The sequence below is a fragment of the Archangium violaceum Cb vi76 genome (assembly GCF_000733295.1).
Taxonomy (GTDB): Bacteria; Myxococcota; Myxococcia; order Myxococcales; family Myxococcaceae; genus Archangium; species Archangium violaceum.
Window position 1 is genome coordinate 21,892 of record NZ_JPMI01000140.1, and the last position, 16,284, is coordinate 38,175.

The window sequence follows — 16,284 nt, forward strand, 5'->3', positions numbered from 1 at the left end:
GGGATTGTCCGGATCCGCGTCCACCGTGCGGAGGGGCGAGGGGGGAGACCCTCACCCTAACCCTCTCCCAGAGGGAGAGGGAACACCCACGATCAGGCCTGGGCGGGGGCGACGTACTTCGCCACCTTCACCCGGGCCGGACGGATGATCCGATCCTTCAGCCGGTAACCGGCCCGGACCTCGGCCACCACCTTCTGGTCCTCGTCCGGGTGGGGGGTGATGTCCATGTCCGTGGCCTCGGCGGTGTTCGGGTCATACGGCAGACCCACCACCTGGATGCGCTCGATGCCCGTCTGCTGCAGCTTCGAGAGCAGCCCGTCACGGATCATCTTCACGCCCTGCGCCAGGGGCGACGAGACGTCTCCTCCGCTCATCGACAGGGAGCGATCCAACTCGTCCACCGCCTCCAGCAGCGTGGCGGCCACGTTGCCGCGCTCCACGTCCATCATCCGCTCGCGCTCGCGGGTGAGGCGCTGCTTGAACTCCTCGCGGTCCTTCTCCAGCTCCTGGTAGGCGCGGGCGAGCTGATCCACGCGGCGCCGGGCCGCGACCAACTCGGCCTCCAACCGCTGCTTCTCCGCATCCACCGCGGCCTCCTGGGCCGGGGGCTGCTGCTCGGTGGACGCCTCGGGCGCAGCCGAAGCGGCGGCCTCGTGGGCCTGCGCCTCCTGGGACGGACCGTCTGTCCGGGGATTGCCGTTCATGCGGCGAACGTAACCAGCCCCGGAGTCGTGTCAACGCTCGGACGACGAGACTAGTGCTCGGCGGGCGCGGCGGGCTGCTCCGACATGAAGCCGTGATCCACCTGGCCCGTCACCTCGTCGATGATCTCCACCTGGGCCGCCCGCAGCGAGTAGTACAACAACCACCGCTCGGCCGCCGTGAGCGTCCCCGCGGGCAGGGCCTTCTCGATTTCCTGCATCGTCAGGCGGCCCTCACGCAGTCCCTTGGCGAAGAGTGCCTTCCGCGCCGTATAGCTTTTCCCGATTCTATTCTCCACGGCCTCTCCCTCCTTCCCGGCCAACATAATTTCGCCCTTCCAACACCGCAGAACATGCGGCGTGAAAGGGCGAAGGCAAGGCCAGGGAGCAACCAGGCGGGCGCCTGGAGGCTCAGGCGTCGGGCAGCTTCCCGTTGGAGTGCTGGGCACCGGGCGGAGGCGGCTCGTCACTGCTCGCCGGGTGGGCGGAGATGACCTGACGGGCCTCCGGGTGCAGCAGTCCCCGTGCGGCGGTGGCCTTGGGGCCGAGGATGCGGAGGATCTCGTCCTCGTCCACCACCTCGGTGGCGAGCAGCCGGGCGGCCAGGGCCTCCACCTTGTCGCGGTGGGTGGTGAGCACCTCCCGGGCCCGCTCGAGCGCCTCGGTCACCATCTTGCGGATCTCATCGTCCACCATCCGGGCCGTCTGCTCCGAGTAGGAGCGCATCTCCGGACCCCCGGCCGAGCGCAGGAAGGCATTCTGCTCGCTGCCCAGGGCCACCGGGCCCAGGGAGCTCATGCCGTAGTCGCGCACCATCAGCTTGGCGATCTCCGTGGCCTGCTTCAGGTCGTTGGAGGCACCCGTGGAGACCTCGCCGATGAAGATCTCCTCGGCGGCGCGGCCGCCCATCATCGAGGCCATCTTGTCGCGCAGCTCGTCGTAGGACATGAGGTACCGGTCCTCGAGCGGCAGGGACATGGTGTAGCCCAGCGCGGCGATGCCACGGGGGATGATGGACACCTTCGTCACCCGCTCGGCGTTGGGCAGCATCCACCCCACCACCGCGTGGCCGGCCTCATGGTGCGCGACGATGTCCTTCTCGCGCTCGTTCATCCGGCGGTTCTTCTTCTCCAGGCCGGCCACCACGCGCTCGATGGCCTCCTCGAAGTCGGCGCGCATGACGAAGTCGCGGTTGCGGCGCGCGGCGAGCAGGGCCGCCTCGTTCACCACGTTGGCCAGGTCGGCGCCCGCGAAGCCCGGGGTGCGCGAGGCAATGGACTTGAGGTCCACGTCCGGCCCCAGCTTCACGCCCTTGGAGTGGATCTCCAGCACCCGCTCGCGGCCGCGCTTGTCCGGCCGGTCCACCAGCACCTGCCGGTCGAAACGGCCCGGACGCATGAGCGCGCTGTCGAGGATCTCCGGACGGTTGGTGGCCGCCAGGATGATGAGACCGGCGCGGCTGTCGAAGCCGTCCATCTCCGCCAGGAGCTGGTTGAGCGTCTGCTCGCGCTCGTCATGGCCACCGGCGACCCCCGCGTTGCGGCTCTTGCCGATGGCGTCCAGCTCGTCGATGAAGATGATGCACGGCGCCTTGGCGGTGGCCTGGGCGAACAGATCTCTCACGCGGGCGGCGCCCACGCCGACGAACATCTCCACGAACTCGGAACCGGAGAGGCTGAAGAAGGGCACGCCCGCCTCACCCGCGACGGCCCGCGCCAGCAGCGTCTTGCCCGTTCCCGGCGGGCCCACCAGCAGCACCCCCTTGGGGATGCGGCCGCCCAGCCGGCGGAACTTCTCCGGCGTCTTGAGGAACTCGACGATCTCCCGCAGCTCGTCCACGGCCTCGTCCACGCCCGCCACGTCGTTGAAGCCCACGCCGGTGTCTGCCTCGGCCTGCACCTTGGCACGTGTCTTCCCGAAGCTCATGACGCTCTGCGGGCCCTGACCGATGCCTCCGGCCATCCGCCTCATCATGAAGCTCCACAACACGAAGGCGAACGCCAGCGGCAGCAGCCATATCAGCAGCACGTCGCTGAAGCCGGACTGGACCACCGCCTCGTACGGGACGCCCTGCTGCTCCAGCAGCGGGACGAGCTGCTCGTCTCCCTCCACGCGATAGGCCATCCACGGCAGGTCGCTGAGCTCGGGGCGCAGGCGCTCGGTCCCTCCCGCGGGAGGTGTCCCCGAGGCGCGCGCCGCGGCGTTGTCCTTGAGGAACCCCTTCACCCAGTCCGGAGCGATCTGCACCTTGGAGAATTTCTCCTCCTGGATGGCGGTGCGGAACTCACTGTAGGTCTTGCGCTGCACGCCCGCGTCCTGGAAGACGTTCTTGAAGAGCATGAAGCCCAGGAGGAGCAGCGCGATGTAGCCCAGTGGCGAGCCGAACCGGAACCCCTTGTTGGCGGGTGGAGGCTGAGGCTTTTCCTGTTTCTTTCCGCGAGGGCTCATCCCCGGCGGCATGGTGTTCTGAGGCTTCATCGTCGACGCACTCCCCCTCCCCCATTGCACGTACCCCTGGTGGTACGTGGTACGACTGATCCGCGGGCAAAAGATGTTCACACCCGCCAGCCGGTCAACCCGGCATGCCCCACGTAGCCGGGTAATGGTGGTAACGCCGGAACAGCACCCGTCCATCCGGGCAGCGGAAATGCCCGGCAGCGAACACGCCACGCGGGGAGACACCGCTAGCGGCAGTCCACCCGGTACATGAACTGGCCGGCGAACTCGGAGCCGAGCACGAAGGAGCGTCCACCGGGCAACCAGGTGATGGCTTCGGACTGGGCCTGACTGGGGCCGGGCACCTCCACCACCTGGCCCCGTACGAGCCCCTCCAGCCGCGACGCTCCCGGAGCGCGCACCTCCCACACGCGGGTATAGGTGCGCAGCAGCAGCCGCTGGCCGGACGGATGGAGCGCCGCCGAGGTGGTGCGATAATCCACCCCCCCGGGCGCCTGGAGCGTGCCCAGGTGCGTGGCCTTCGCCACCGTGCCCGGCGCGAGCCCCTCCAGCGCGAACACCTCGCCCAGCGAGTCGCGCTCCTTGGTGATGACGGCCAGCCGGCCCGTGCCCGGCTCCAGCACGAGCGACTCCGCGTCATGCGGCCTGTCCGGGTACGTGAAGGCCAGCGTCTCCACGGCGACACGGGCGTCGGCCACCTCCGGCTCGGGGAAGCGGAAGAGGCGCACCTGCGGCCGGCGCTCGAAGTTGTCTCCGATGTCGGCCAGGTAGAGGCACTCGCGCGGCTCGCCCGGGGCGCACGGGCCCAGGGCGATGTCCTCCAGGTCCATCCTCGCCGCGTCCTTCGGCTCCAGCCCGGTGAGCGTCACCGTGGCGAGCACCTTGCCGGCGGCATCCAGGGCGAACACCCGGAAGGCGTTGCCGGAGTCGTTGTGCGCCCACAGCACCCCCTCGTGGCGGGTACTGGCGGCGAGGCCGGACAGCTCGGCCAACTCCAGCGGCACCTGTCCTACCCGCTGGGGCTTTCCATAGAGCACACAGCCGGGCAAGCCCTCGGCGGACGGGTAGCGCGGATCGGCCACCGGGGTGGAGGCATCCGGGCTGGAGGGCTTCTTCGTCGTGCAGGCCCCGAGCAACAGCCCCGCGAGCACCAGGGCGGTACGACGGCCCACGTCAGGCTTCCAGCCCCAGCAACTTGGCCAGCGTCTTCGCGTCCGCGTCGGGGAACTGGTACTTCGACATCTCCTCCAGCGTCACCCAGCGGTGATCATGCACGCGCAGGTGCTGGATGGCCGACTCGGAGCTGGTGAGCCGGCAGCGGTAGACGCGGAAGTCGATGTCGTAGCTGGGGTAGTCGTGATGGGTGTGGAGGGCCTGCTCCATCACCTCCACCTCCACGCCCATCTCCTCGCGGATTTCACGCGCGAGGGCCTGCTCGTCCGCCTCCCCCTCCTCCACCCGGCCGCCGGGGAACTCCCAGAGCAGCGGGAGGGTCGCCTTGGGCGGGCGCTGGGTGATGAGGTAGCGCCCCTCGGCGTTCTGAAGCATCGCGCCCACGACGCGGATGTGACGACGAGCCATTTCCGGACTCCTTCTCACGGAAGCAGGAAGGGGGGCGGACTAACACGGCCCGGGGCCCCAGGCCAAGCCTCAGGACCCCTTCGGGACTTCCTTGGACCCCTTCAGGACGCCTCAGGACGCCTTCCCAGGGCCTCCCCGGCGGCTCCGCGACGCCGCCCCCTTGCCCCGCTTCGGCGTGCCCGGGGGCTGCTCCAGGTCCTCCAGGACGGCCTGGTTGAGCGCGGAGACCTCCGCCACCAGCTCGGCCCGTCCGTACCGCAGGCCCGAGCGCCACAGATGCTCCCGGAGCGCCTGGGCCAGCTCCCCTCCCGTGGCGTAACGCTCCTCCCTCTGCGGCGCGAGCGACCGGTGGACGATGGGCCTCAGCTCCTCCGGCAGCGAGCGCGTCGCCGCCTGCACGTCCTGGGGGCTCAGCTGGCGCATGCGCTTCATCAGCTCGCCGGTGCGCACGGCCGCCAGCTCCTCGAGTCCCGGTACCCGGCCATCCCCCCGCGCACGCAACTGGCGGCTGAGCAGCTCCGCCTCGTGGCGCTCGGCGGCGTCCAGCAGGTGCTGGCCGGTGAGCGTCTGCAGGAGGACCAGTCCCAGGGAGAACAGATCCGAGCGCCCATCCAGCTGCTCCAGCATGGCGCGCTCGGGAGAGCTGTAGGCCAGGTTGCCCAGATCGCTGTCGCCCTCGGTGGAGATGCGCCCCTCCAGCCGGGACCAGGCCGCTCCGAAGTCCATCAGCTTCACCTCGCCGTTCCGGCCGATGAGGATGCCCTGGGGTGTCACGTCCCGGTGGACGACGCCCAGCGCGCGGCCCTTCTGATCCAGGAGCGCGTGCGCGTAGTGCAAACCATCCGCGACCTCTGAGGTCACATAGCAGGCGAAGGCCTCGGAGAAGGAGCGGCCGGCCCGGGCGGCCAGACGCATCAGGTCACCCAGGGGCCGGCCCTCCACGTACTCCAGCAGCAGCAGCGGCGTGTCCGCGGTGCCCCCGAGCATCTGCACCGAGACGATGTTGGGGTGGCGCATCTGGCTGCCCAGGCGCGCCTCCTCCACCAGCCGCTGGTAGTCCTCCTGCCGCACCACGCGGTTGAGACGCTTGAGGACGGTGAGGCCGCCCTCTCCGTCCTGGTAACGCTGGCGCGTGAGCAACAGCTCGCCATGATGGCCCTGTCCCAACGAGCGCACCAGCTCGTAACTCACCATCCCGGCGTCGAACACCACCGGGTGGGTCTCACGTGTGGATGTTGTTTCAGGGGTCGTCCGGATCGACATGCGAAGTACTCCTTGGGGGTTTCCGCGGGCTGACTCGAAAGGTAAACATGCGCCCCCGAAAGGACCAAGAACGATGACGGGGATCCAGCAGGGCGGACGTTCAGGCCATGACCTCCAAAGTCGTGTCTACCTCTCACATGACTCTTGAAGTCACCACTTTTCCGGTTATCTTAGAAGTCATGTAGGCCGGAGTTCCGGGCCCTACACCTTCCACTCTCATTCAGGACCGCACGGCACATGGCACTCCCACGAGGACTGGCAGGGACGATCGGGACAGCGGCCCGGGCGGCTCGGGTCCAGGCCAATCTCACCCAGGAGGACGTGGCCGAGCGGGTGGGTCTCGCCACCGAGGTGTATGGACGGCTGGAGCGCGGCGGCATGCTGCCCAGCGTCCCCACCCTGAAGAAACTGTGCGAGGTCCTGCGCATCCCCTCGGACGTACTGCTGGGGCTGACCCCCGCCCAGGAGAACTTCTGGACCAAGGAGCCGCCGGCCCGTCCCGTCGAGGAGCCGGGGGAGATCCGCCGCCTGGTCCGCACCGTGAAACGGCTGGAGCCGGCCGAGTTCCGCCTGCTGAGCCTGATGGCCACCGGCCTGCTGCGCCTGAGGCTGATGCGGCAGGGACGCGCCTCCCGCGACTCCTCCCCCTCCTGAGCGTCTCCACCGCGAGACCCTCACCCGGAGCCCGGGGAGCGGGCGGGCGGGGGAGGCTCCGCCCTCCTACCCTCGGGTTTCCCTGGGCAACACCCGGCCCGGGGCGCTAGGTAGGTGAGCCGGATCCCGGCCACCCCATGACAGCTGCCCTCCTCACGCTCACCCTCTTTCTCGCCTCGGGACAGTACGCGCCCCAGCAGGCTGGAAGTGAACCCCTCGCGCCGGCCCTCGAGGCCCGCGTGCAAACGCTCGGCAAGGAGCTGCGCTGCGCCGTGTGCCAGGGCCTCTCCGTCGCGGACAGCCCCTCGTCCATGGCCCGCGCCCAGCTCGATAAAATCCGTGAGCTGGTGGCCGAGGGGAAGTCGGACCAGGAGGTCCGTGACTACTTCGTGGCCCGCTACGGCGAGTGGGTGCTGCTCCAGCCCAAGGCCGAGGGCGTGAACCTGCTCGTGTGGCTCGGCCCGGTGGCCCTGCTGCTGGGCGGCGCCTTCGTCATCTTCCGGCAGGTGCGGCGCGAGCCCGCCGCGGCCGCTCCGGCGGTCTCCGCGCCCGCGACGCCTCCTGCCGCTTCCACCGATTCCGAGGACCCGTACCTCGCGGCCGTGCGCCGGGAGCTGGATCAATGAACCCTACAGCGACCAATTGGGCGCCTGGCCTCATCGTGCTCACGGTGGGCTTCATCGCCGCCGCGTTGTTCCTCTTCACCCGCAGGGTGGCCGCGTCCGCGCCGGAGGCGAAGGATGGCGCGCTCGAGGATCTGGAGCGGCGCTACCAGTCCCTCATAGAGCAGCTCAAGGAGCTGGCGGCGGAGAAGCACACCCTGGAGCCGGAGCGCTACGAGTCGGAGCGCAAGCGGCTGGAGCTGGAGGCCGCGGCGGCGCTGCGTGCGAAGGACGAGCACCTGAAGCGCGGGGCCACCCAGGACGGGCCGGGCGTGCGGCGGGAGGCGCCGGCGTCGAAGGGCCTGCTGTCGCCGCAGCTCAAGGGCGCGCTGTGGGGCGGAGGCATCGTGCTGTTCTTCGCCACGCTGGGCTACACGCTGGTGTCCGAGCAGCGCACGCGGGGCGAGGATGATGCCGCCACGGGTCGGGTGCCTCCGGGCATGGGCGCCACCGCGCAGCAGCCGCAGGAGGACACGCAGCTGAGCGAGGCGATGGAGCGCGTGAAGAACAACCCGGCGGATATAGACGCCGCGGCGCTGCTGAGCCACGAGCTGATCCGGCGGCAGATGTTCGAGGAGGCGGATCGCGTCACGAACCGGGCGCTGGCGGTGGATCCGTTCAGCGTGGAGCTTCGGGTGCACCTGGGCGTGCTGAAGGCGGTGCGCGGGGACGAGGCGGGCGCGGAGCAGGATCTGATGAAGCTGGTGGACACGTACCCGGATGCCCAGGAGGCGCTGCTGTTCATGGGCGCCATCGCGATGCGGCAGGGCGACAAGGAGAAGGCGCTGGGGATGTTCGAGCGCTTCGCCGTGGAAGTGCCTGCCGAGATGCAACCGCCTCCGCTGCTCGCGGCCATCCAGCAGCTGCGCGGCGAGCTGGGCCGGTAGAAAGCCCTGCCCACGGGTTCGAAGCCCGTCGGGGACAACCCGAGAAGCCTGGCAATCGCGAAGGGTTGCTGGGCTTTTCTTTTGCCCCCGGTTCCTCATGTGCCCTCGGCGTGCCCCTCCGGCGTCTCTGGCCGGGGCGGCGTGGAGTTGGGGCATAGGCCGGTCGACCGTGCCGAGCCTCAAGGGGTAGAACGCCCGCCGATCTCCGGAAAGCGCTCGTAGGCCTGTTTGAGCGCGTCCAGGTGGGCGGGGTTGTCCAGGTCGAGCGGCGCATCCGTAAGCCTGACCACCCACCCGCCCGTCGCGGTGCGCCGCGCCCGTGAGAGCAGCTCGGCATCGCGGGCCGGGTCCGGGAAGCCGATGGTCCGTGCAGCGGCGTCTGACCAGTAGTTCAGCCACCCAAAGCGGTGCGGAATCTCTGGCAAGCGCATGGCGCTGGGGGATCTGATCATCGGCAGGCCACGGGGAGGCGGCTCCATATCGTCTGGCCGATTCTTCGTCTGGCGTGCAATGTCCACCCCCGCGCTGAATGGCGTCGCGTGCCCCCAGAACGCGCGTGCTTCCTCCGCCACAGCCTCCAGCAAAGCCGCCGCAGCCGCGATGCCGTCTGCGGACAGAGGCACTGACACATGGAATTCAAACTGTGCCCGACCGCCAGGGGACATCCCCGCCGGTTTCCCCCACCCCATTACCCTCACTCGGAAGTTGTCATCGATGCTGCGCAGAGTCGGAAATTCCCCGCGCTGACTCTCACGGGCAACGAGTGCATCACGATCCTGTAACGGGACAAGTTGTCCCTCGTCAGAAATCATAAGCCCGATGCACAAGCCAGGAACCGCGCTTTCCATTCCATGAACAACAGCCAATGGACGGCCATCATCGACTGCAAGCGCAGGCGCGTAGACGATCATTGTCATCTGGTCTTTTTGTGCAGCGGACATTTCAGCACCAATCCATGAGGACGATAACGCCCTGGAGTTGCGGTTCCTCGATTTCCAGCATGGCCTTGTGAGTGGCGCTTCGCACGCCGACCTGGAAGCCAAATCCACATGCCCTCGCAAGCTCGCGCTCTACCAGGAGGTCACGCACATTCTTTCTGATCACAATGTCTCGAAGTTCGAGCGGATATGTATCGAAATTGTCGGTCTTCACCTCCCAAAGCACACCAGCCACAACTTGCAGCGCGTCGAAAGCCTTGCCGTTAACGAGCGCGTTAGCACCACGGTAGGCGTTGAACGGAATCCCGTCGGCACACTGATTGTGCAGCCTATTTCCACCCTTTGGCGGCACCCGTTGGGGCTTGCACTCCGGGCGGCGCTCTCGCTCCGTGACTTCGGTTGGCCCCACGGGAGGGAAATCCGGCCCTTTGGGCTCCGGCTTGGGCCTTTCTTTCGGCGAGGGTTTCTGCGGCGCGGGCCTCGTTTCCGGCGCGGGCCTCACTTTCTCGGGATCGCCCCAACTCAGCGCATACGCATCCAGCGCCTTCTTGATGGCGAAGCCCACCACTAACGCCCGCGACGATCACCGCTCCCACGACGATCTCCGGGGCCGCCAGGACACAGACCCCGAGCCCCATGCCAGCGGCGCCAGCAGAAGCAACCGCGCATCGTCCCGTGGTGTCGTGAAACTCGATCCGGTCATGGTCGAGTGCATGAAAGCACCGTTCCGCCAGCACGGGCCAGGGCTCGGAAGCCTCCTGTACGGAGCAACGCCCTCCGTCCATCCAGGGCAGCGTCGCCGCTCGCTGGAGGTTGGCGAGCCTTGGGTCCCGGGCCGCTGGCTCTCTTGGAGTAGGCGGTGTCGTCGTACAGGCTGAGAGAAAGAGCAGAAGTGCGATGCACGCTCGGAGACGCATGGCCGGGTTCTCCATTCGGACTAGGACCCGACGGATCCTGACAGGTCCGTTCGGAGTATGACAGTGCCCAGACAGCCACGAACGAGCGCTCCGGGGGCACGGCACGTCCCCACCCGCTGAGCGCATTCCGCGCGGGGTCGCGCTGTCGCACGAAGTGGCTGCCAGGGAATACGAATGCAGTACGCTGGGTGGCACAATGGCTACCGGGAACGAACTGGAGAGCGACCTCCGCCAGCAGGTGGAGATAGCGGTTCGCAGCGGTTACGGGACGGAGAGCGAGGTTCTCGCCCGGCTCGAGGATCTGGTGAGGCGCGAATTCGGGAAGGCTCCGGCGGCCGAACGGCTTCTGTCGTATGCCCGGGACCTGCTCGATGCACAGCTCAAGGAAGAGGCCCGCTGGACCGAGCCGACGACGAACGATGCCATCTCGTGGGCGTTCGAGGAACTGTACGAACAGGGCATCACCGCAGCTCAGAACGTAGGAGGCACCCTCTCGGAGGCCTGGGCGCGCGTGATCGACGCAGTGCGGGGCGACTACGTTCCGGCACGAGGCGCCACCTTCTTCCTCGAGCAGGATGTCGCACAGGGGGTCCTTGGAGCGGGGCTCATGCTCTCCTTTGGAGCGCTCTCGGACGAGGGGGCGCGGGATGACGATGACGAGGCGAGCCTGGTCATCGCGCGCGAGGTGTTCGAAGCGCTGGAGCGGCACGGGGTTGCGGTGGAATGGGACGGAAGCGTGAGGTCCCGCATTCGCATCCTCCCGTTCCCCTGGCGAAATCGCCGCTGGTCTACGCTGCCGAGCAGGGCATCCAGCATGGGTGACGAGCCATCATCATTGGCGGAGGAGCCCAGCCACCGGCAGATACTGGAGCAACTCGTGCGCGACGAGGGCGTTGCGTGGGATGCCGCAACGGCCGCGCTCGAGGCGTTCATCTGTAGCGAGGCCCGGGAGCGCTGCGGTGAGCGCCGCCACCTGGAGGCGAAGTACAACCCGGAGTTGGGGCGGGTGGAGGTCTTCCAGTGCATCAAGGTCGTTGAAGCGCGCGCCGCGGGAGCCGAGGGCGAGAACCAGCGAACGCTCGCCGGGTTGCGGCGGCTCGGTATGGAGGTCGAGGCGGGTGACGAGCTCGTTTTCCAGCTGTTCTACCTGGAGAAGGATGCGGACGAAGCCTTGCTCCAAGATGCGCAATGGGGAGCGCTCCTCGACCTGAAGACGCACGGCCACAGCATCGAGGGGCTCACGCCGCATTCCCTCCGGGAGGGAGCCCTGGAGCACCTACCGAAACGCACGCGGGCGGAGTGAGCCGTGGGTCCGCACGGAAGGTGGGAGCGCCAGCCATGACGAACGAGTCCGAGACCGAGCCGAGGTGCCCGCGCTGCGGGGGCGCATTCGGAGACTCCACCGTGGAACGGGGCATCGTCTCCACCCCGTGCCAGGAATGCGGCTACGTGATGCAGGCAATCCATTGCGCGCCGCTCCCGCTGGAACCCCAACCCCTCTGGCACCTCTGTATGAAGTGGCGCGGATCCAGCGCAACCGTCAAGGACGCCGCGTTGCTGCGGCAGTTCATCCCGGACTTCAAGGACCTGCCCATCTCGCAGGTGCATCAGCGGCTCGGGGGATACTCGGAGTTGAGACTCCGCTGGCTTTCAAAGCGCGTGATGAGGGAGCTTCGCGACGCCGCGGAGGCACGGGGCTTCCAGGTGGAGGCGGAACCGGAAGAGGAGGAGCCCCCTTCCTCCTGAGCCCGGCACAGGCCCGGTGAGCCTGCCCTCCCCGCCCGTGTGAGGCACGGGGGCCACCGTGGTACACCCCACCCTCATGTTCTTCTGTTCACGGCGAGTCGTCGCTTCCATCTGCATGTCGGTAGGCTTGTCGCTGCTGTGCGGCACGGCCGTGGCCGCCGAGCCCTCCCCCGGAGACTCGCCCCAGCGGGTGACGCCCGCGGGCGGGCTGTTCAGCATCGAGTTCCCCGCGACGCCAACATGCGACGCGAACGCGGACGAGCCGAGCTGCCACTATGTGTATCCCAAGGAGGGGTGGGTCCTGAGCGCGTCGCTCTCGAAGGTCACGTCCTCGGAGCCGCCCGCCAGGTCCCTCCAGAAGTATCTGGACTCGAGTGCGGAGGACGGAAGCTTCCGGATCGCCCGCCAGGAGGCCACACACGTCGGCGACCTCCCCGCGCTCGACTACCGCTTCGAGTCCACCGACGAGTCGGCCTATGGGGCAGTGGGGCGGTTGGTGCTCATCGGCACGCGGATCGTCGCCATCGAGGTGGGCGGTGAAACGCTGCCTTCCGAGGAGGCCATCCAGCGCTTCATGAACACCTTTCGCGTGGAGGGCCAGCCAGGGAAGTCAGAGGCCGTCGCGAGCTCGGCTCCGGAGCCCCAGCCCATTCCGGAGCCCTCCGCCGCACCTGGCCCCACGCAGCCAACAGCAGCTCCCCAGCCGGCACAGGCGTCCTCCGCTTCGCTCCAGCCCGAACCCTCTCCGTCGTCCATCACCGCGCGGATGCAGGCCTCGCTGCTCAAGCCAGGCAAGCTCCAGTACCAGAGCATCCAGGAAAAGCTCCCCGGAGAGGGAATGCCCTGGAGCTTCTCCGTGGGGACGGCCAAACGCATCATCCAGCGCAAGCGCGACAAGAAGCGTGATGCGCTCATCATCATCGAGACGGGCCGCACCCAGGCGGGGACGTTCGAGCACCGCTTCTGGCTCGATGCGAAGACCTTGCTTCCCTACCGGTGGACGAGCCGGTCTCCCGGTGCCTCGACGCGGCTGGAAGTCATCGACGGTTTCCTGCGCGCGGAGGGCAAGGGCGCCGGCGCGGTGAAGTTCAACCAGCACCTGGGAGACACGCCGCTCTTGTTCCCGGGCGCTCCGCTGGAGCTTGCCCTCTCCACGCTTCCCCTGGCGCCGGGCTTCACCGGGAGCCTCCGGGTGCTCGACCCGGAGGGAATGGCCGCTGGAAAGCCCTTCTCCACCTGGCGGGTCTCCGTTCCCTTCGCCGGCCCGGTCACGGGTCTCGCGAGACTCAAGAAGGACGTCGCGAGCTACAAGGTCGAGCTGCTCGAGTCCTCCGGGGAGAAGGAACTGGAGAAGGCTCCCCGGAAGATCATCCTGTGGATCGAAAGCGAGGCACGCCGCGTGCTGCAGGTGGAGACCGAGGCTCCCTTGCCGCGAGGCGGTATGCGGAGCGTTCAGACGCTCCAGGCCCAACGTTGAGCCTCGGGTGCGCCCCCGGCCGCAATGACCGCGAGCGCCGGAGCCTACTGACCTGTCCAGCCCGACGTCACAGTGAGCGGCAGTTTGCCCCTGACTCCGCCGCGCCTGTGCGGGCATGCACTCTCATCCACCCGAATGCCCCGAGAAACTCCTGAAAGCCATGATTGACAGGAATCTCACCATAAACGAGGATGCTCGACGGGGGAGGCACTTCTCACGCCCACGTCCCTGGATGTCATTCAACGGCGAGAAGAGGACAACGACTCATGCCTGATACGAAGAAGGGTGAAGCGTTCGCGAAGCTGGTGTTGAGAGTGTGGAGCGATCCGGACTTCAAAGCCAGACTGTTCAGCGATCCCATGCCGCTGCTGGCGGAGTACGGCGTCGAGACCCCGCCGGGCCTGAAAGTGAAGGTGGTGGAGAACGAGCCGGGGACCATCCACCTCGTCCTGCCGAGCGCACCCAAAGACGTCTCACTGCTGCAGGAGGAGCCCATCTATACCATTCAGTGCGCTGTCTGCCACTCCCGCGACAGCTGTCTGACGCACCACAGCTAGACGTCTGATATCACCTCGTACCGGGTTACGAGGATGGGCGCCCTTGTATCAAGGGCGCCCATCTCGTTTGGGGGCCTGGCCTACAGCCCGGGGGCACACCGTGCCGTCTCATGCTCGCCGCGGGTTGAAGAGCTCCGACGAGTCGACGTAGGCGTTGTACTCGGCGAGTTTGCCCTCCTCGAAGCGAGAGATGGTCGCCCACGGCTGGACCCGAGGGCTCGCCGGGGACAGAGACACCCGCTGGCGGCGATGTTGACGCTTCTGGTGCAGGCGCTGGCGGTGGGCAGGCGAGTATTGAGGCATGCCGAGGAGCTGGGGGAGGACATTCAGCCGAGGGGTGGTGTTGCTGGAAGGCAAGGGCCCGAGCATCACCAGCCTCACTCTCTGAGCCAGTCAGCTGACGCGCAGGCGCGCCATGCGGCATCCCCACTGCCACAGCCGGTAGATGCCGCCCACCACCAGGGCTGTCTGGGCCGAGGACACGACCAGGAAGGCCAACTGTGGCAGGAGCAGTGCCGCGAGCGAGTTCCGGTCGTTGATGTGCCAGAGCGTGAACCCGGCCGCGAGCCATCCAGGGAGATGGACCACGGTGGACCAGAGGTTCATGGGAGCAGCCACCTCGTCCGTGTAGATGCGCGCCCGGTCCATGAGGGAGGCGCCTTCTTCCATGAGCAACTCGGACGACACAATCCACAGGTGGATGAGCACGTTCACGAGGACCGCGAGCATGGTCACGCGCCAGGCAAGCCAGGGACGACGATCGGAATTCGCAGGGCTGTTCATTTCGCTTTTCCCCCAAGAGACACCCGCAAACTAGACACACGCCTCGATTACCGGCAGGAACAAAGGCATGTCTCATCGATAACTCGCGGTCATCGACCCGGGACAGCACTCTCCGCGCCCCTGTGCTCCAGGAGAACCGCCGTCCCATGCGCGCCCCTTGCACGACAGGCGGGCCGCCACCCGCCTCGGCGCAGCCGCTCCTACAGGCCCGGCACCACCACCGGCGTCAGGCGCTGGGTATATGTCCCATCCCCGAGCTCGCCATGACCGTTGTGGCCCCAGGCCCACACGGTGCCGTCCTTGCGCACCGCCACCGTGAGGGCCTCGCCAGCCTCCAGGGCGATGATGCCCGTGAGGCTCGTCACCCGCCCTGGCGTGTACCTGGAGGTCGCCGTCCCGTTGCCGAGCTGACCCTCGGTGTTGCCGCCCCATCCCCACAGGGTGCCGTCCTGCTTCACCGCCAGCGTGTGGTGATCCCCGGCGCCAAACAGGATGCCGCTGCTGAAGCCCGAGGCCTGCACCGGCGAGTAGCGCCCGGAGGTCGTCCCATCCCCCAGCTCGCCATAGCCGTTGTAGCCAGAGGACCAGACGGTGCCGCCCTGCTTCAGCGCCATGGTGGAGTAGGCACCGGCGGAGACGGCGATGACGCTGGTGAGGCTCGTCACCTGCACCGGCACATACCGGAAGGTGGTCGTCCCATCCCCGAACTGGCCGTAGCCGTTGTAGCCCCAGGCCCACGAGGGTGCCATCCTGCTTCACCGCCACCGTGTGGTAGTCGCCCGCGGTCACGGTGAAGGCGTTGACGAGGCCCGACGCCCTCACCGGGGTCAGACGCCGGGTGGTCGTCCCGTCCCCGAGCTGGCCAAAGTCGTTGTAGCCCCAGGCCCAGACGGTGCCGTCCCGCTTCACCGCCACCGTGTGGAACCGTCCCGCGGTGATGGCGATGACACCGGTGAGACCCGGCACCTGCACCGGCACGGTGCTGCTGGTGGTCGTCCCGTTGCCGAGCTGGCCGTAGGCGTTGTAGCCCCAGACCCAGACGGTGCCATCCTCCTTGAGTGCCACCGAGTGGGCCTCCCCCGCGGCCAGGGCGATGATGCTGGTGAGGCCCGCTACCTGCACCGGCACGTTGCTGCCGGTGGTCATCCCGTTGCCGAGCTCGCCATTTCCATTGGTGCCCCAGGCCTTGACGGTGCCGTCCTTCTTCAACGCCAGCACGTGGTGATCTCCCACCGCCACGGCACTGACATGGCTGACCGTCACCTGTACGGGAGTGGTGCGGTCCGTGCCGGCACCGTCTCCGAGCTGGCCGTAGGCGTTGTGGCCCCAGGTATGGACGGTGCCGCTCTGCCTCACCGCGATCGTGTGGTAGCCGCCCGAGCCGATCTCCGCGACGGAGCTGAGCGCCGACACCTGCACCGGCGTGGTGCTGTTGGCCGTCGTCCCGTTGCCGAGCTGGCCGTAGGCATTGTAGCCCCAGGCATGGGCGATGCCATCCTGCCTCACCGACAGGGAGTGATAGAGGCCGGCGGCGATGCGGGTGACGGAGGAGAGCCCGGGCACCTGGCCTGGAATGGAGCGGTTCGTCGTCGTTGCATTGCCGAGCTGGCCGTAGGCGTTGTGGCCCCAGGCGTGGACGGTGCCGTCCTTCTTCAACGCCA

Annotated in this window: 18 protein-coding genes and 1 pseudogene; 7 read left to right on the forward strand and 12 right to left on the reverse strand. The window is 67.9% G+C overall.

The window, feature by feature from the left end:
* Positions 1-92: 92 nt before the first annotated feature.
* The 6 genes from Q664_RS20710 to Q664_RS20735 form a co-directional block, all read right to left on the reverse strand.
* Positions 93-704, reverse strand: a complete 612-nt coding sequence (locus tag Q664_RS20710) for a nucleotide exchange factor GrpE (protein ID WP_043398231.1) — start codon at positions 702-704, stop codon at positions 93-95.
* A 50-nt stretch (positions 705-754) separates the two neighbouring features.
* Positions 755-1,000, reverse strand: a complete 246-nt coding sequence (locus Q664_RS20715; protein WP_043398281.1) for an RNA polymerase sigma factor region1.1 domain-containing protein — start codon at positions 998-1,000, stop codon at positions 755-757.
* Between the two features lie 112 nt (positions 1,001-1,112).
* Positions 1,113-3,179, reverse strand: coding sequence for an ATP-dependent zinc metalloprotease FtsH (ftsH, locus tag Q664_RS20720; protein ID WP_235216792.1), 2,067 nt, complete (start codon positions 3,177-3,179; stop codon positions 1,113-1,115).
* Positions 3,180-3,385: 206 nt separating this feature from the next.
* Positions 3,386-4,330 carry an SdiA-regulated/phytase-like domain-containing protein gene (locus Q664_RS20725; protein WP_043398235.1) on the reverse strand — a complete coding sequence of 315 codons (945 nt, stop codon included), beginning with the start codon at positions 4,328-4,330 and terminating at the stop codon, positions 3,386-3,388.
* 1 nt (position 4,331) lies between these two features.
* Positions 4,332-4,739 carry a (deoxy)nucleoside triphosphate pyrophosphohydrolase gene (locus Q664_RS20730; protein ID WP_043398238.1) on the reverse strand — a complete coding sequence of 136 codons (408 nt, stop codon included), beginning with the start codon at positions 4,737-4,739 and terminating at the stop codon, positions 4,332-4,334.
* Positions 4,740-4,850: 111 nt separating this feature from the next.
* Positions 4,851-6,002, reverse strand: coding sequence for a serine/threonine-protein kinase (locus Q664_RS20735; protein ID WP_084610169.1), 1,152 nt, complete (start codon positions 6,000-6,002; stop codon positions 4,851-4,853).
* Between the two features lie 237 nt (positions 6,003-6,239).
* Between Q664_RS20735 and Q664_RS20740 the strand changes: the two genes are divergently transcribed.
* The 3 genes from Q664_RS20740 to Q664_RS20750 all read left to right on the forward strand — a co-directional run bounded on the left by Q664_RS20740 (position 6,240) and on the right by Q664_RS20750 (position 8,205).
* Entirely contained in the window at positions 6,240-6,656 is a 417-nt protein-coding gene (locus Q664_RS20740; RefSeq protein WP_052518441.1) for a helix-turn-helix transcriptional regulator, read from the forward strand.
* Positions 6,657-6,793: 137 nt separating this feature from the next.
* Positions 6,794-7,282 (forward strand): cytochrome c-type biogenesis protein, encoded by a 489-nt coding sequence (locus tag Q664_RS20745; RefSeq protein WP_043398241.1) that lies wholly within the window; start codon positions 6,794-6,796, stop codon positions 7,280-7,282.
* A complete protein-coding gene (locus Q664_RS20750) occupies positions 7,279-8,205 on the forward strand; it encodes a tetratricopeptide repeat protein (protein ID WP_043398244.1) in 927 nt (308 codons plus the stop codon). Before Q664_RS20745 ends, Q664_RS20750 begins: the two co-directional genes overlap by 4 nt.
* Positions 8,206-8,384: 179 nt before the next feature.
* On the opposite strand, the gene Q664_RS59215 is transcribed toward Q664_RS20750, so the two are convergent.
* Entirely contained in the window at positions 8,385-9,146 is a 762-nt protein-coding gene (locus Q664_RS59215; protein ID WP_043398247.1) for a DUF5953 family protein, read from the reverse strand.
* 1 nt (position 9,147) lies between these two features.
* Positions 9,148-9,708 carry a DUF6310 domain-containing protein gene (locus tag Q664_RS62685; protein WP_326938719.1) on the reverse strand — a complete coding sequence of 187 codons (561 nt, stop codon included), beginning with the start codon at positions 9,706-9,708 and terminating at the stop codon, positions 9,148-9,150.
* A gap of 506 nt (positions 9,709-10,214) precedes the next feature.
* Between Q664_RS62685 and Q664_RS20765 the strand changes: the two genes are divergently transcribed.
* The 4 genes from Q664_RS20765 to Q664_RS20780 all read left to right on the forward strand — a co-directional run bounded on the left by Q664_RS20765 (position 10,215) and on the right by Q664_RS20780 (position 13,840).
* A complete protein-coding gene (locus Q664_RS20765) occupies positions 10,215-11,363 on the forward strand; it encodes a DUF6891 domain-containing protein (RefSeq protein WP_152622237.1) in 1,149 nt (382 codons plus the stop codon).
* 209 nt (positions 11,364-11,572) lie between these two features.
* On the forward strand, positions 11,573-11,806 hold the full coding sequence (locus tag Q664_RS57870) for a hypothetical protein (RefSeq protein ID WP_152622238.1): 234 nt from the start codon (positions 11,573-11,575) through the stop codon (positions 11,804-11,806).
* A gap of 76 nt (positions 11,807-11,882) precedes the next feature.
* Positions 11,883-13,283 carry a hypothetical protein gene (locus Q664_RS20775; RefSeq protein WP_043398256.1) on the forward strand — a complete coding sequence of 467 codons (1,401 nt, stop codon included), beginning with the start codon at positions 11,883-11,885 and terminating at the stop codon, positions 13,281-13,283.
* A 266-nt stretch (positions 13,284-13,549) separates the two neighbouring features.
* Positions 13,550-13,840: an NHLP leader peptide family RiPP precursor gene (locus tag Q664_RS20780; protein WP_052518443.1), complete on the forward strand. Its 291-nt coding sequence runs from the start codon at positions 13,550-13,552 to the stop codon at positions 13,838-13,840.
* Positions 13,841-13,948: 108 nt separating this feature from the next.
* Here the strand turns inward: Q664_RS20780 and Q664_RS20785 are convergent, their stop codons facing one another.
* From Q664_RS20785 to Q664_RS62965, 4 genes and pseudogenes are all read right to left on the reverse strand, one after another.
* Positions 13,949-14,209, reverse strand: coding sequence for a hypothetical protein (locus Q664_RS20785; RefSeq protein WP_043398259.1), 261 nt, complete (start codon positions 14,207-14,209; stop codon positions 13,949-13,951).
* Positions 14,210-14,233: 24 nt separating this feature from the next.
* Positions 14,234-14,569, reverse strand: coding sequence for a hypothetical protein (locus Q664_RS20790; protein WP_152622240.1), 336 nt, complete (start codon positions 14,567-14,569; stop codon positions 14,234-14,236).
* A 254-nt stretch (positions 14,570-14,823) separates the two neighbouring features.
* Positions 14,824-15,372, reverse strand: a complete 549-nt coding sequence (locus Q664_RS52420) for an RCC1 domain-containing protein (RefSeq protein WP_052518445.1) — start codon at positions 15,370-15,372, stop codon at positions 14,824-14,826.
* Positions 15,373-15,406: 34 nt separating this feature from the next.
* Positions 15,407-16,279, reverse strand: a pseudogene (locus tag Q664_RS62965) (RCC1 domain-containing protein); the annotation flags it as partial.
* Positions 16,280-16,284: the final 5 nt, after the last annotated feature.

What these genes read in the sequence shown, in the direction of transcription:
- Q664_RS20750 (WP_043398244.1), top strand. Translation starts at nt 7,279, where the DNA reads ATGAACCCTACAGCGACCAATTGGGCGCCTGGCCTCATCGTGCTCACG.
- Q664_RS20790 (WP_152622240.1), bottom strand. Translation starts at nt 14,569, where the DNA reads ATGCTCGCGGTCCTCGTGAACGTGCTCATCCACCTGTGGATTGTGTCG.
- Q664_RS20735 (WP_084610169.1), bottom strand. Translation starts at nt 6,002, where the DNA reads ATGTCGATCCGGACGACCCCTGAAACAACATCCACACGTGAGACCCAC.
- ftsH (WP_235216792.1), bottom strand. Translation starts at nt 3,179, where the DNA reads ATGAAGCCTCAGAACACCATGCCGCCGGGGATGAGCCCTCGCGGAAAG.
- Q664_RS57870 (WP_152622238.1), top strand. Translation starts at nt 11,573, where the DNA reads ATGAAGTGGCGCGGATCCAGCGCAACCGTCAAGGACGCCGCGTTGCTG.
- Q664_RS20775 (WP_043398256.1), top strand. Translation starts at nt 11,883, where the DNA reads ATGTTCTTCTGTTCACGGCGAGTCGTCGCTTCCATCTGCATGTCGGTA.
- Q664_RS20745 (WP_043398241.1), top strand. Translation starts at nt 6,794, where the DNA reads ATGACAGCTGCCCTCCTCACGCTCACCCTCTTTCTCGCCTCGGGACAG.
- Q664_RS20710 (WP_043398231.1), bottom strand. Translation starts at nt 704, where the DNA reads ATGAACGGCAATCCCCGGACAGACGGTCCGTCCCAGGAGGCGCAGGCC.
- Q664_RS20730 (WP_043398238.1), bottom strand. Translation starts at nt 4,739, where the DNA reads ATGGCTCGTCGTCACATCCGCGTCGTGGGCGCGATGCTTCAGAACGCC.
- Q664_RS59215 (WP_043398247.1), bottom strand. Translation starts at nt 9,146, where the DNA reads ATGTCCGCTGCACAAAAAGACCAGATGACAATGATCGTCTACGCGCCT.
- Q664_RS20785 (WP_043398259.1), bottom strand. Translation starts at nt 14,209, where the DNA reads ATGCTCGGGCCCTTGCCTTCCAGCAACACCACCCCTCGGCTGAATGTC.
- Q664_RS20740 (WP_052518441.1), top strand. Translation starts at nt 6,240, where the DNA reads ATGGCACTCCCACGAGGACTGGCAGGGACGATCGGGACAGCGGCCCGG.
- Q664_RS52420 (WP_052518445.1), bottom strand. Translation starts at nt 15,372, where the DNA reads ATGGCACCCTCGTGGGCCTGGGGCTACAACGGCTACGGCCAGTTCGGG.
- Q664_RS20780 (WP_052518443.1), top strand. Translation starts at nt 13,550, where the DNA reads ATGCCTGATACGAAGAAGGGTGAAGCGTTCGCGAAGCTGGTGTTGAGA.